The following is a 13,995-nucleotide window of genomic DNA, read 5'->3' as shown; positions in this document are numbered from 1 at the left end:
GCGCAGGGGGCCTGCTCCCTCGGGCCCGCTCGTCCCGGCCCCTGTCCCCCCGGCCCCTGTCGTCCCGCGCCCGGTCGGCGCGGCTTCCGTCGTCTCTCACCGGGGTGCTCGCCAGGTCCGGCACCTCCCGGTCCCGCAGCCCCTTCGGGTCGAGCACCGTCCTGATCAACTCCAGCTCCGCGTCGGTCGGTTCGCGGGTGAACGGCACGTCGTCCGGGATCGTCAGCCCGAACCCCGTGGCCGCGCGGACCTGCTCGACGGTGACGCCCGGGTGGACCGAGGCGAGCCGCATCGAGTGGTCGCGGGACGCGAAGTCGAGGACCGCGAGGTCGGTCACCACGCGGGGGAGGCGGTGGAAGCGGGTGGCGCTCGGGCCCGCGGCGGCCGCCCGGTCGTACCCCACCCCGCACACCACGTCGACCCGCTCCACGAAGACCCGCGGGGAGTGCTGGGGGATCCAGTAGCTCGTCGGGTTGTTCAAGGTGTTGACCGGGGCGCCGCGCATTCCGAGGAGCTGGCGCCGGGGCCGGGACCAGTCGCCGATGCAGGAGATGTTCTGGTTGCCGAAGCGGTCGAGCTGGCTCGCGCCCATCATCACGTGCCGCCGCCCGCCGGTGACCGTCGTCAGATGCCGCCGGTAGGGCAACCAGCCCTCCGTGCTGCCGTCCGGGCCGACGAGCAGCGCCTCGCCGTCGGTCAGCAGCAGGTCGGGCGCGAAGGTGTGCCGGGCCAGCCGGGCCCCGACGGACGGGACGAGGCCCATGGGGCTGGCGAGCACCTCGCCGTTGTCCCGCCAGGCCTCGGCGCAGGCGATCACGCAGTACTCGGCTCGGGTGACGCTCACTGGTCCCGCTCCTTCCGCCAGGCCTGGACGGCGCTCTGGTAGGCGTGCTCGTCACCGGAGAGGAAGCGCTCGGCGAACTCCTCGTACGGCGTGGTCGCGTACAGCTTCTGGAAGGCCTCGTCGCGTCCGTGGTCCGGGGCGCAGGACGTGAAGTGCGCGCCGTTCGGTGTCTCCACCACGCCCGTGACGGCCGACCGCTGGAGGAGCAGGGTCTGCGGCGCGGCTTCCTTGGTCAGCTCCGCCGTGTCGACGATCCGCTCGCACGAGACGTACGCGGCGTCGGCGGCCTCGCAGAACAGGTCGTCGAAGTACGGGTCCGGGCCGAGGTACTGGCCGTTGCCCGCGCGGTCGGCGCGGTTCATGTGGACCAGGGCCGCGTCCAGGCGCAGGGCGGGCATGGCGACGAGCTCCTCCCGCACTCCCGACGACGGATCGGGGTAGGGCGAAATGACCGTCCTGAGGCCCGGGTTGACGCGCATGACGTCGGAGCCGATGCCGGCCCGCACCGGGAGGAACGGCAGCCGGTTCGCGGCGGCGTGCAGGCCCCACATGAACATCGCCTCGTCGACCTCCGTCAGCTCGAACGCGCCACGCTCGCGGGCCGCGCGGTAGTGCGGTTCGAGCGGGATCGAGTCGAGCGTCGCGAAGGCGGTCACGAGCTTGCGGATCCGGCCGGCCGCCGCGAGCAGACCGACGTCCGGCCCGCCGTACGCGACGACCGTCAGGTCGGTGATGTCGGTACGGAGCAGCGCTCTGACCAGGGCCATCGGCTTGCGCCGCGAACCCCAGCCGCCGATGCCGAGCGTCATCCCGCTCTCCAGCCGGCCGACGACGTCCTGCGCCGACATGGTCTTGTCGCTCACCGGGGGGCCTCCTTGCCGAAGGTGTCGCGGACGCGGCCGGCCACTCCGCCGAAGCCGGCCTCGTAGGTGAAGCCCTGCTCGAAGCGGTAGCTGCGGCGCACGTCGACGGGGTCGATGCCATTGATGGCGGCCTTGGCGAGTCGGATCAGCCGCCCGTCCTTCGCGGCGATCTCCCGCGCCAGCTCCACCGCCGCCGAGCGGAGTTCCTCGCGCGGGACGACCTTCCAGACCGAGCCGTGCGCGTGCAGCTCGGCGGCGGTGGCCGTGCGCGAGGTGTAGTACAGGGCGCGCATCAGATGCTGGGGGACGAGCCGGGCCAGGTGGGTGGCCGCGCCGAGGGCGCCGCGGTCCAGCTCGGGCAGGCCGAAGGTGGCGTCCTCGCTCGCCACGATCACGTCCGCGTTCCCCACCAGGCCGATGCCGCCGCCCAGGCAGAAGCCCTGCACGGCCGCGACGACGGGCACCTGGCACTCGTACACCGCCGCGAAGGCCTCCGCGCAGCCCTGGTTGGCGCCGGTCAGCGCTTCGTGGCCGGTGGGGTCGCGCTGGATCTCCTTGATGTCGACCCCCGCGTTGAAACCGCGTCCCTCCGCCGCCAGGACGACACAGCGGACCCCGGGGTCGCGGCCCGTCGCGCGGACGGCGTCGGCCAGCTCGAACCAGCCGCGCACCGGCAGCGCGTTCACCGGCGGGTAGTCGGCCGTGATGACGGAAATCCCCTTTTCCGGGGACGAGGTGGAGACACCCATGGGCACATCAGCTACCTTTCCACCAAACGTTTGTTAGGTGTGATGCGAAGCTAGCAGCGATCGCGGCCGGGCGGGAGGCCCTGTGGACAACCTGGACACCACCGGCGGCGACGGCGCCGTCGCGGACCTCGACGGACGGACCGTCGTCGTCACCGGTGGCACCCGCGGCGTCGGCGCCGGGATCGCGCGGGCCTTCGCCCGGGCGGGTGCCCACGTCGTGGTCTGTGCGCGCAGACCCCCCGAAGTCCCCCTGGAGAAAGCCGACTTCGTGCCGGTCGACCTGCGGGACCCGGCCGCCGTGCGGGACTTCTTCGCCGCGCTGCCCCGGCTCGACGTCCTCGTGAACAACGCGGGCGGCGCCCCCTACCGGACGCTCGCCGGGGCGGACGCCGCACGGCACGCCCGGGTCATCGAGCTCAACCTCACCGCTCCGCTCACCGCGTCGCTCGCCGCGTACGACCACCTCAGGCGGGCCCGGGGGTCGATCGTGATGATCGGGAGCGTGAGCGGGTCCCGTCCCTCGCCCGGGTCGGCGGCCTACGGAGCGGCGAAGGCGGGGCTGGAGAACCTGGCCCGTTCGATGGCCGTCGAGTGGGCACCGGAGGTCAGGGTCAACACTCTGGTCGTCGGCATGGTCCGCACCGAACTGGCCCGTCTCCACTACGGCGGCGAGGACGGGGTGGAGGCCGTCGCCCGTACGGTCCCGCTGGGCCGTCTCGCCCGGCCCTCCGACGTCGGCGCGGCCGCCGTCTTCCTCGCCTCGGACGCGGCCGCCTACATCAGCGGAGCGTCGATCCTCGTCCACGGAGGCGGCGAGCGGCCCGCCTTCCTCGACGCCGCGACCGTCAACAAGGACCAGCTGGGAGAACCGTCATGAGCGCACCGTTGCTGTGCGAGGGACGTGTCGTGATCGTCACGGGCGCGGGCCGCGGACTCGGCAGGGCGCACGCCCTCGCCTACGCCGCCGAGGGCGCCCGGCTCGTCGTGAACGACCTCGGCGTCGGCCTCGACGGCGTCCCGGGTCCGGACAGCCCGGCCCGCCGGGTCGTCGAGGAGATCCGCGCGGCCGGCGGCGAGGCGGTGGCCCACGGCGGCGACATCGCGACCACCGACGGCGCGGCGTCCCTCGTCCGTACCGCCCTGGACACGTACGGCCGGCTCGACACCCTGGTCAACAACGCCGGCTTCCTGCGGGACCGGATGCTCGTCAACCTCGACGAGGAGGACTGGGACGCCGTCATGCGGGTCCATCTGAAGGGGCACTTCCTGCCGCTGCGGCACGCGGCCGCGCACTGGCGGGCGGAGGCCAAGGCGGGCCGCACACCGGAGGCCAGAGTCGTCAACACCAGCAGCGGAGCGGGCCTGTCGGGGTCGGTCGGGCAGGGCAACTACAGCGCGGCCAAGGCCGGCGTCGTCGGCCTGACCCTGGTCGCGGCCGCCGAGATGGGCCGCTACGGCGTGCAGGTCAACGCCATCGCCCCGGCCGCCCGTACCCGGATGACCGAGCGGACCTTCGCCGGGACGATGGCGGCGCCGGACGACGGTTTCGACGCCATGGCCCCCGAGAACGTCTCGCCGCTCGTGGTCTGGCTGGGGTCGGCCGCGAGCGCCGGGGTCACCGGCCGCGTCTTCGAGGCCGAGGGCGGCCGGATCACCGTGATGGAGGGCTGGCGCCCCGGCCCGAGCGCGGACGGGGGAGCGCGCCGGACCCCGGCCGAGGCGGGCGACGCGGCCCGGAAACTCCTGGCGGAGGCGGCGACACCGAGGCCGGTGTACGGCGCGCGGTAGGCGGCCGGGGCGGAGCAGGACGGAGCGGCCTGAGGGGATGTGAGGGGACGTGACGGGGAGGGGAGTGCGGGCACGGGGTGGCCGGGAGCCGCCGTCAGCGCCCGGGCCGTTTCGGGGCAGCCGTCAGCAGCGCGAGGATCGCGGCGTGCCCCGTCTGGAGTTCGTCGCCCGCGAAGGGACTCCCCTGGGCGTCCAGGAGTTCCACCTCGATGGTGACGTCCTCGGCGGATCCGTGGCGGCGGATGACCGAGCGGTGCCCGGTCCCGTGCGCGCGGGCCAGACCGGCCCGCAGTTCGGCCTCGACACCGACGGTGAGCAGACGGCGCGCCTCCGCGAGTGCCTCGGCCCGCGCTCCCGCCCCGTGCGCGAGCAGAGCCCGCACGCAGCCGACCGAACCCCGGCGGGCGGCCGTCACCAGCGGCGCCTCGCCCGACGGTCCCGGCCGGTCCGGGTCCGCCCCCGCCCCGAGGAGAAGTTCCGCGACCGTGGTGTGGCCGCACCGCAGTGCCCAGGTCAGCGCGGTGAAGCCGAACGCCTCCACCGTGTCCGGCCCCGCCCCGGCGCCGAGCAGGGCCCGCACCACCTCGACGTGCCCGCCGCAGGCCGCGCCGCACAGGGGGGCGTCCGTGCCCAGACTGAGCCGGTCGGGGTCGGCGCCGCCGGTCAGCAGGAGCCGCACGATCCCGGCCCGGTCGCTCACCGCCGCCGCGTACAACGCGCTCTGGCCGTCCTCGTCCACGCTCTCGGCGCTCACCCCGGCGCGCAGCAGCCGTACGACCGTGTCCTCGTCCCCCTCGTAGAGGGCGGTGAAGAGGGCGGCGGCCGGGTCGTCGGTGCTCATCCTCCGACCCTCGCTCGCCAAGGACGCGCGAGGCAAAGGCTTTTGGAGTGTCCTCTCTCACCCCTTGCCGCCGGGGCTCCGTCATGTCCGGGCTCGTCCGCCGACGGTCACCACCGGCGCGTGCGTCAGGTGTCGCACTCCAGCACCGTCCGGCACAGCCCGCAGCGCGCGCGGACCCGGCCGCGGACCGGCACCCTGATCCGCTGGTGGCAGGTCGGGCAGGGAAACGCCACGCGCAGCGGGCCACCGGCGTCGGGGACGAACGCGTAGGGAACGCCCGCGAGGTCGGGGGAGTGGTGCTCCTGGGCCTGTCTGCGGTCCTTGGCGTAGCGGCGGCGGCCCGCCCAGCCGGCCGCGGTCAGCGGGGGCTGCCGCTCGTCGCGGCGGGCCTGCGCCATGCCCTTGGTGTACGCGGTGTACGCCTGGGGGCTGGTGAACCACACGGACGGGTCCTCGCCGAACACCAGGGCCCGCTTGGCGAGGACGTACCCGAACTCCTCCGGGGTCAGGTAGCCGAGTTTCTGCGAGGAGGCGGCGTCCTCGCGGTAGGCGTCGAGGAGCAGCCAGCCGGCGCCGAGGTAGGCCGCGGCGGTGTCGGTGAGGATCTCGGTGTCGCGGGTGCCGGGGAAGGCGAGGCCGAGGCGGTGCAGGTAGACGTGCATCACCTCGTGGGCGAGGGCGGCGCCGATGTCCCTGCGGTGGGTCCGGAAGCGGTCGTTGAGCTCGATGAAGTACTCCGGCCCGGCCGCGAGTTCGACGTTCGCCGCATGCGTCATCTCGCGGAAGCCGATGATCATCCGGGCGTCCGGGAGCCGGTAGTGCCGCACCATCTCGCGGGCCACGCGCTGGGCGCCCAGGTGCAGGTCGTCCAGGTCGGCGAAGGCAACGTCGGCCGGGGCCACGCTGGCCGAGAAGGTGTGGACGGTGTCGTACGAGAGCCGTTTCCAGAGCGCGGTGATCGACGCCCGCACCGTGTCCAGGTGAGGGAAGCCGTGCTCGACGGGTCCGCCGTTCGCCACGTCAGCACCCCCTGAAAGCGCCGGAACTCCCCTCCACTGTAGGCGGGCTTCCGCCCGGCGGCCGGGGACGCGGTGAGGCCCTTGGCGTGTCTGGCCGGATCGCGTCTCTTGCCCGCACCCGGCGGTGGTCCCCATAATCCCCACCAGCTTGGCAGGAGCATGCCAGCAAGCGTTTCTGTGTCCCTGCCCGGCGGACAACCCCCCACGAAAGGAAACGCGTTGAAGTCTCCGAAGAAGTCCGCTCTCGTCCGAAGACTGCTCGCCGTCGCCGCGGTCGTGCTCGCCGCCGCCTCGCTCCAGCCGCTGACCGCGCAGGCCGCCCCCGCACCCGTCGTCGGCGGCACCCGCGCCGCACAGGGCGAGTTCCCGTTCATGGTCCGTCTCTCCATGGGCTGCGGCGGCGCCCTCTACACCAAGAGCATCGTCCTCACCGCCGCACACTGCGTGAACGGCTCCGGCAACAACACCTCCATCACCGCCACCGCCGGCGTCGTCGACCTGCAGAGCGGCAGCGCCGTCAAGGTCAAGTCCACGAAGGTCCTCCAGGCTCCCGGCTACAACGGCAAGGGCAAGGACTGGGCGCTCATCAAGCTCGCCAAGCCGATCGAACTGCCCACCCTGAAGATCGCCACCACCACCGCGTTCAACAACGGCAACTTCACCGTCGCCGGCTGGGGCGCGGCCCGCGAGGGCGGCGCGCAGCAGCGCTACCTCCTGAAGGCCACCGTCCCCTTCGTCGACGACGCCACCTGCAAGCAGGCGTACGGCAGCGATCTCGTCCCCGGTGACGAGATCTGCGCCGGATTCGTCGCGCAGGGCGGTGTCGACACCTGTCAGGGCGACTCCGGCGGCCCCATGTTCCGCAAGGACGACACGGGCGCCTACCTCCAGGTCGGCATCGTCAGCTGGGGCGAGGGCTGCGCCGAACCCGGCTACCCCGGCGTGTACAGCGAGGTCTCGACCTTCGCCGCCGACATAGCCAGGGCCGCGGCCGGGCTGTAACCACCGCCTCCGGTGCCGGGGTTCCACCGGCACCGGTACGCGTGGCGCCCGCGGTCCCCGGCCGCGGGCGCCGTCACGCGCGCCCCGGGGCGCCGCACCTCGGGCGCCCGCACGGCGTCAGCCGGCCAGCACCTTGTGGAAGTGAACGTCCTCGTGCCCGCCCGGGATGCCCTCCGTGCGGCCGGTCTCCCGGTACCCGTGCCCGCGGTAGAAGTCGGGGGCCTGGAAGGTGAAGGAGGAGACGATCACCTCGGTGCAGCCGCGCCGGGCGCCCTCCTCCTCGGCGGCCCGGAGCAGCTTGCCGCCCCAGCCCGCGTGCCGCTGGTCGGCCCGCACCCACAGCATGTCGACGGCGCAGCAACTGCCCCACACCCACGCGGTGAGCCCGCCGACGAGCGCCCCCTCGGCATCGGTCACCCGCACCGAGAGCGGCTCGGGCGCGCCCGCCCCGGTCGCCGCCGCGTTGAAGGCGGTGAGTTCGTCGTCGAGCCGCTGTTCCAGCTCGGCGTCCTTGGCCCCGATCCGCAACGAGGCGCTCACGGGCTGCTGGTGTGGACCGGTCATGCCGGCAGTATGCCAACGCCCTGACCGAGACCCGAACGGTTTTCTCCCGGCGGGCCGGCGCCCTCGCGGAGACCCGAACGGTTTTCTCCCGGCGGGCCGGGCCGGCGGCCGTTAGTCCAACTGCTGCCCCTCCTTTGTCCATGGGCACACCGGCCCCGCGCGGCGCAGTCTGGCGCCCCGGAACGTCGCCCCCCAGGAGGAGAGCCTTGCAGCCCTCAGACACGTTCACCCCCACCCGTCGCACCGTCGTCGCGGCCGGAGCTGCCGCCGGGATCGGTGCCGTGCTCGGCCTGCCCGCCGCGGCCTCGGCCGCCCCCGGCGACGACACCGTCACCCTCCGCTCCGCGCACCTCGACGTCCGCGTCGCCACCGCCTTCCCGCAGGTCGTCACCTACACCGACCGCGCCACCGGCGCCGTGCTGCACGCCCAGTCCGACCCGGTCGCCGCCGTCCTCGTCGACGGCACCGCGCACACCCCGACCGTCACCGTCACCGCGGGCGCCGCGTCGGCCGCCTACCGCCTGGCCTTCACCGGCGGCACCACCATCGACGTGGAGATCGCCGTCACGGACCGGCGCGTGACCTGGCGGGTCACCGCCGTCGACGACACGGACACCCTTCCCGTCGGCACCCTGGAGATCCCCGACCTCGCCCTGCTCGCCGTCCGCAGCGACCAGCCCGGCGCCCAGCTCCTCGCCGCCCGCGTCCAGCTCGACCAGGCCAAGAGCGGGGACACCCTGGTCACACCGACCGCGGACACCCCGGCGGAAGCGGCCACCGGATGCGCGTACGCCGTCGTCGCCCACCACGGCCTCGCGGGTGCCCTGGAGACCAACACCGTCTACGACAGGCCCGACTCCACCACCTCCTGGGAGAACGGCAGACTCTGGCGCCGCACCGTCCGCAAGGACGGCTTCACCGAGGCCCGCCTCGCCCCCGGCCAGTGGACCCACCGCGCCGCCGGCGCCACCGACACCGAACCGCTCCCGTACGCCACCGTCGTCGTCACCGGCGACCGCAACGGCGACGGGGTGATCGACTGGCAGGACGCGGCGATCGCCTTCCGCGACATCATGGTCACCCCGCTCGGCGCCGAGGACACCTGCCTACGGGTGGTGCCGCACATCCCCTTCAACTTCGCCTCGCAGGCCACCAACCCCTTCCTCACGACCCTCGACAACGTCAAGCGGATCTCCCTCGCGACCGACGGACTGCGGCAGTTCACGATCCTCAAGGGCTACCAGTCGGAGGGCCACGACTCCGCCCACCCCGACTACGCGGGCAACTACAACGAACGCGCCGGCGGCCTCGACGACCTCAACACCCTGGTCCGGGCCGGAAGGAAGTGGAACAGCGACTTCGCCGTCCACGTCAACGCCACCGAGTCCTACCCCGTCGCCCACGCCTTCTCCGAGACACTCGTCGACAAGAACGACCCGCAGTGGGACTGGCTCGACCAGAGCTACCGCATCGACGCCCGCCGCGACCTCGTCTCCGGCGACATCGTCCGCCGCTTCGCCGCCCTGCGCCGCGACGCCGACCCCGCCCTCAACTCGCTCTACATCGACGTCTTCCGCGAGTCCGGATGGAACTCCGACCGCCTCCAGCGCGCCCTGCGCGACCAGGGCTGGCACGTCACCTCCGAATGGGGCCACGGCCTGGAGCGCTCCACCCTGTGGTCGCACTGGGCGACCGAGACGGACTACGGCCCCGACACCTCCCGCGGTATCAACTCACGGCTCATCCGCTTCGTCCGCAACCACCAGAAGGACGTCTTCGCCGACAAGTGGCCCACCCTGCTGGGCGTTCCCCGCATGGGCAACTTCGAGGGCTGGACCGGCAAGACCGACTGGACCGCCTTCCACGACCTGATCTGGACGCACTCCCTGCCCGCCAAGTACCTCCAGGCGTATCCGATCCGCACCTGGGGCGAGCACGAGATCACCTTCGGCACGACCACCACCGTGACCGCCGTGTCCGACACCGGCGGCACCCGCCGCATCACGACCGACGGACGCCTCGTCTACGACGGCGGCACCTACCTGCTGCCCTGGGACCCCAGGAAGGCGACCAAGCTCTACCACTACAGCCCCGACGGGGGCAGCAGCAACTGGCGCCTCCCGAAGAGCTGGGAGAGCCTGTCGCGAGTCGCTCTGTACCGGCTCTCCGACCAGGGGCGGGCCTTCCAGGCGTACGTCCCGGTGCGCGCCGGCCGGATCACCCTCGACGCGACCGCCGGTCAGCCCTACGTCGTCCACCGCACCCGGGTCGCCGACGCCGCCGACCCCGACTGGGGCGAGGCCACCCCGCTCCACGACCCGGGATTCAACTCCGGCTCCCTCAAGGGCTGGACGGTCGCCGGACCCGCCTCCGTCGAGCTCAACGCCGTCGGCGACCATGAGCTGGTCGTCGCCGCCGGTTCCGCCGCCGCCGTCTCCCAGCGGCTGACCCGCCTCAAGCCGGGAACGTACGCGGCCTCCGTCCAGGTCGAGGTCGGCGTGAGCGCGGACGACCGCCGCGAGGCCTCGCTCCGGGTCCGTACCGCCGACGGTGTCACCGCCTCCAACACCACCAGCACGTCCACCGCCGGCAACTACGTCGCCGCCGACCGCAAGCACGACACCCGGTTCCAGCGGATGTTCACCCGCTTCACCGTCCCCGAGGGCGGTGGCCCCGTCCACCTCACGCTCGGGGCGGCGGCCGGACAGGCGCGCGTCCGGTTCGCCGACGTCCGCGTCGTGCCCGCCGTCCGCGCGGCCACCCCGCCCGGCACCCTCGTCCGCGAGGACTTCGAACACGTCCCGCAGGGCTGGGGCCCCTTCGTGAAGGGCGACGCGGGCGGCGTCACCGACCCGCGCACCCACATCGCCCAGCGGCACGCGCCGTTCACCGGACGCGGCTGGAACGGCAAGGTGATCGACGATGTCGTCGACGGCACCCAGTCCCTCAAGTCACGCGGCGAGAACGACGGTCTGGTCTACCGGACCGTGCCCCACACGGTCCGCTTCCAGCCCGGCAGGCACTACCGGGTGACCTTCCGCCACGAGAACGAGAAGGCCGGACAGTACGCCTGGATCACCGCCGTCGACGAGGGCACGGTGACCCGCGAACTCAGCCGCACCGACCTCCCCGTCGCGACCCGACCCGCCACCCACTCCTACGCGTTCACCGCACCCGCCACCGGCGAGGCCTGGGTCGGCCTGCGCAAGACGGGCGCCGACGGCACCGCCGAGTTCGCCCTCGACTCCTTCGAGGTGACCGAGACCGGCTGACCCGCCGCCTCCAGCTCCAGCACCCACACCTCGTTCACGCCCTCCCGCAGGACCGCACCGGGCACGTACAGCGCCCGCTGCGGTCCCGCGGACCAGTACCGGCCCAGCCCGAACCCGTTGACCCAGACGAACCCCCGCGTCCAGCCCGGGAGTTCGAGGAAGGCGTCCCCGGCCCCCGCCACCTCCGCGGTGCCGCGGTACAGGCCGGGGGAGCCGTCCGCGGGCACCTCCCCGAACGGCACCCGCCCCACATCACCGTCCAGCGCGTCCAGCCGCAGCGCCCGCGCCCGCACCCCGTGCAGATACTGCCGCTCGTGCAGCACACCCCCGGTGACGCCCTTCGGCTCCCCGCTGCGCGGACCGTAGTTGACCCGCCCCAGCGACTCCACCCACAGCTCCACCCGCGCCGGACCCGCCACCGGCTCCCTCAGCCGCGGCTCGTCCTCGGTGAGCACCCCGGCCCGCACCCCGTCCACCGACACCACCGCCAGATCCCGCAGCCCGCTCACCGACAGCGGATACGGCTGCCGCGGCCCCGGCACGTCCACCACGTACTTCACCAGACCCCGGTCCACGTCCAGTTCCTCGAACGTGGGCGGCACCGCGTACTCGGCCTCCGCGCCGCCCACCGCGTCCAGCACGGTGTCCAGCGACGCCCAGCCCCCGAACCCGGCCTCCACATCCGCGCCCAGCGCCTCGGGAGCGGGCGGCACCTCGGGCAGCGGCCCCTCCGCGTACGCGGCGAGGATCTCCCGGAAGAGCCAGAACTTCTCGGTCGGACGCCCCAGTTCGTCGATCGGCGCGTCGTAGTCGTACGACGTCACGTCCGGCTCCAAGGGACCCTCGTGCAGCTGACCGCCCCGGTTGGCGCCCGCCCAGCCCGCGAAGCTCGTCCCGCCGTGCGCCATGTACAGATTGACCGAAGCCCCGCACTCCAGGATCTCCCGCAACGCGTCCGCCGCGTCCCGCGGATCCCGCACGACATGCTCCGCACCCCAGTGGTCGAACCACCCGCACCAGAACTCCATGCACATCAGCGGCCCCGACGGCCGGTGCCGGCGCAGCGTCGCGAACGCCTCCCGCGCCCCCGACCCGAAGTTCGCCGTCGCCAGCACCCCCGGCACCGACCCGCCCGTCAGCATGTGGTCCTCGGGCCCGTCCGACGTGAACAGCGGCACCCGCACGCCCTCCGCCCGCAACAGGTCCGCCAGCCACCCCAGATACACCTGGTCCGAGCCGTAACTGCCGTACTCGTTCTCCACCTGCACCATCAGCACCGGACCGCCGCGGTCGACCTGCCGCGCCACGATCTCCGGCAGCAGCACCCGGAACCAGCGCTCCACCTGCCGCAGATACTCCGGATCCCGCGTCCGCGCCCGCCCCGTCAGCCAGTGCGGCAGCCCGCCGTTCTCCCACTCGGCGCAGATGTACGGCCCCGGCCGCACGATCGCCCACAGACCCGCCGCCCGGGCCGCGTCCAGGAAACGGCCCAACTGCCCGACGTCGCGCACCTCACCGGGACGCGGCTCGTGCAGATTCCACGGCACGTACGTCTCCACACAGTTCAGCCCCAGCGCCCGCAGCATCCCCAGCCGGTGCGCCCACTGCCCCTCGTGCACCCGGAAGTAGTGCAGCGCGCCCGACAGCAGCCGCACCGGGCGCCCGTCCAGCAGAAAATCGGTGTCCCCCACCGTGAACTCGCTCATGGCCACACGATCACCCCTGGCGGCGGCCGCGTCCATGGACAAAGATCAGCGCTGATTGGACGCAACGCAAAGGAACGACCGGGCGGGACGAAAACGGATGTACCACACCTGGATGCGCTATTTCACCCCCGGACCCGCGCACCTCCGGCTCGGCCTCGCCTGCCTCGGCGTCGGCCTCCAGCACGGCGAACTGCCTCCCGTCGGGCCCCGCACCCTCGACCACCACGTCGCCGTCGTCGTCAGCGCCGGCAGCGGCTGGTACCGCACCCCCGACGGCCGCCGCCACCCCGTCACCGCCCCCGCCCTCCTCTGGCTCACCCCCGGCACCCCCCACCACTACGGTCCCGACCCCGGCTGGGACGAGTGCTTCGTCGACTTCACCGGCCCCGCCACCAGCACGTACACCGAACTCGGCTACATCGAACCCGGCCGCCCCGTCGTCCCCCTCTCCGACGCCGCCGCCGCCCGCGCCGTCGTCGCCCGCATCGCCCGCGCCGCCCGCCGCGGCAACCCCCTCCTGGAGGTCGAGACCGGCGCCGCCGTCCACGAACTCCTCGTCACCCTGCGCCGCGCCCGCGCCGACCTCGCCCCCGACGGCGACGAGGTCCTCCAGGCCCTCGCCCGCGACGCCTTCCAGGCGATGTCCGTCGCCGACCACGCCGCCCGCCACGGCATGACCCCCGCCGCCCTGCGCACCGCCGTCCGCCGCGGCGCCGGCTGCAGCCCCAAGGACTACCTCCTCGGCATCCGACTCGGCCGCGCCAAGGAACTCCTCGCCGCCACCGACCTGCCCGTCGCCGCCGTCGCCCGCCGCGTCGGCTACGACGACCCCGCCTACTTCTCCCGCCTCTTCACCCGCCGCGTCGGCATCCCGCCCGTCCGCTTCCGCGAACAACAGGGCCGCACCGTCCCCGGCGGCTGGAGCAACCGCGTCCCCGACCCCGACGATCCACCCATGATCGAACCCCCGCCCGCCCCGTAGGGTTGGCTCACATGACCACCAGCAAGCCCCAGGAAACCGACCCCGCCGTCCGTGCGGAACTCGCCCGGCTGCGCGACAGCATCGACAACATCGACGCCGCCGTCGTCCACATGCTCGCCGAACGCTTCAAGTGCACCCAGCAGGTCGGCCACCTCAAGGCGGCCCACCAGCTGCCGCCCGCCGACCCCTCCCGCGAGGCCCACCAGATCGCCCGGCTCCGCCGCCTCGCCGAGAACGCCAAACTGGACCCGGCCTTCGCCGAGAAGCTCCTCACCTTCATCATCGCTGAAGTGATCAGACACCATGAGCGGATCGCCGATAACTCTTTGACCAGCGAAGGAGCGGCCAGTCAAGATCCTCAATGA

At 73.3% G+C, this 13,995-nt stretch carries 12 protein-coding genes and 1 pseudogene; 6 read left to right on the top strand and 7 right to left on the bottom strand.

What is annotated here, in order from left to right:
* Positions 1-121 precede the first annotated feature (121 nt).
* The 3 genes and pseudogenes from B0675_RS00065 to B0675_RS00055 form a co-directional block, all read right to left on the bottom strand.
* Positions 122-844 (bottom strand): annotated as a pseudogene (locus tag B0675_RS00065) (CoA-transferase); the annotation flags it as partial.
* Positions 841-1,707, bottom strand: a complete 867-nt coding sequence (locus B0675_RS00060) for a CoA-transferase (RefSeq protein ID WP_081216668.1) — start codon at positions 1,705-1,707, stop codon at positions 841-843. The pseudogene B0675_RS00065 and the gene B0675_RS00060, both read right to left, overlap by 4 nt.
* Positions 1,704-2,456: an enoyl-CoA hydratase family protein gene (locus tag B0675_RS00055; protein ID WP_081216667.1), complete on the bottom strand. Its 753-nt coding sequence runs from the start codon at positions 2,454-2,456 to the stop codon at positions 1,704-1,706. The genes B0675_RS00060 and B0675_RS00055 overlap by 4 nt, the downstream gene beginning before the upstream one ends.
* A gap of 82 nt (positions 2,457-2,538) precedes the next feature.
* On the opposite strand from B0675_RS00055, the gene B0675_RS00050 reads away from it, so the two are divergent.
* Together B0675_RS00050 and B0675_RS00045 are read left to right on the top strand one after the other, a co-directional pair.
* Positions 2,539-3,333: an SDR family oxidoreductase gene (locus B0675_RS00050; RefSeq protein ID WP_241539653.1), complete on the top strand. Its 795-nt coding sequence runs from the start codon at positions 2,539-2,541 to the stop codon at positions 3,331-3,333.
* Positions 3,330-4,244 (top strand): SDR family oxidoreductase, encoded by a 915-nt coding sequence (locus B0675_RS00045; RefSeq protein WP_081216666.1) that lies wholly within the window; start codon positions 3,330-3,332, stop codon positions 4,242-4,244. The genes B0675_RS00050 and B0675_RS00045 overlap by 4 nt, the downstream gene beginning before the upstream one ends.
* Before the next feature lie 94 nt (positions 4,245-4,338).
* Here B0675_RS00045 and B0675_RS00040 read toward each other — a convergent pair whose 3' ends face one another.
* Positions 4,339-5,085: an ankyrin repeat domain-containing protein gene (locus B0675_RS00040; protein ID WP_081216665.1), complete on the bottom strand. Its 747-nt coding sequence runs from the start codon at positions 5,083-5,085 to the stop codon at positions 4,339-4,341.
* A 125-nt stretch (positions 5,086-5,210) separates the two neighbouring features.
* Positions 5,211-6,104: a hypothetical protein gene (locus B0675_RS00035; protein ID WP_081216664.1), complete on the bottom strand. Its 894-nt coding sequence runs from the start codon at positions 6,102-6,104 to the stop codon at positions 5,211-5,213.
* Between the two features lie 219 nt (positions 6,105-6,323).
* On the opposite strand from B0675_RS00035, the gene B0675_RS00030 reads away from it, so the two are divergent.
* Complete coding sequence (locus tag B0675_RS00030) at positions 6,324-7,106, top strand: serine protease (RefSeq protein ID WP_323178203.1); 783 nt, start codon at positions 6,324-6,326, stop codon at positions 7,104-7,106.
* 117 nt (positions 7,107-7,223) lie between these two features.
* Here B0675_RS00030 and B0675_RS00025 read toward each other — a convergent pair whose 3' ends face one another.
* Positions 7,224-7,670 carry a GNAT family N-acetyltransferase gene (locus B0675_RS00025; protein WP_081216662.1) on the bottom strand — a complete coding sequence of 149 codons (447 nt, stop codon included), beginning with the start codon at positions 7,668-7,670 and terminating at the stop codon, positions 7,224-7,226.
* A gap of 140 nt (positions 7,671-7,810) precedes the next feature.
* Between B0675_RS00025 and B0675_RS00020 the strand changes: the two genes are divergently transcribed.
* On the top strand, positions 7,811-10,942 hold the full coding sequence (locus B0675_RS00020) for an endo-alpha-N-acetylgalactosaminidase family protein (protein WP_143661042.1): 3,132 nt from the start codon (positions 7,811-7,813) through the stop codon (positions 10,940-10,942).
* Here B0675_RS00020 and B0675_RS00015 read toward each other — a convergent pair.
* Entirely contained in the window at positions 10,828-12,648 is a 1,821-nt protein-coding gene (locus B0675_RS00015; protein ID WP_081216661.1) for a beta-galactosidase family protein, read from the bottom strand. The two genes, B0675_RS00020 and B0675_RS00015, sit on opposite strands and share 115 nt — an antisense overlap.
* A gap of 97 nt (positions 12,649-12,745) precedes the next feature.
* Between B0675_RS00015 and B0675_RS00010 the strand changes: the two genes are divergently transcribed.
* Positions 12,746-13,630, top strand: a complete 885-nt coding sequence (locus B0675_RS00010) for an AraC family transcriptional regulator (protein ID WP_081216660.1) — start codon at positions 12,746-12,748, stop codon at positions 13,628-13,630.
* 11 nt (positions 13,631-13,641) lie between these two features.
* Positions 13,642-13,995 (top strand): chorismate mutase, encoded by a 354-nt coding sequence (locus tag B0675_RS00005; protein WP_081216659.1) that lies wholly within the window; start codon positions 13,642-13,644, stop codon positions 13,993-13,995.

This window comes from Streptomyces sp. M41(2017) (assembly GCF_002078175.1).
GTDB lineage: Bacteria > Actinomycetota > Actinomycetes > Streptomycetales > Streptomycetaceae > Streptomyces.
This window is presented reverse-complemented; position numbering and strand designations above follow the sequence as displayed.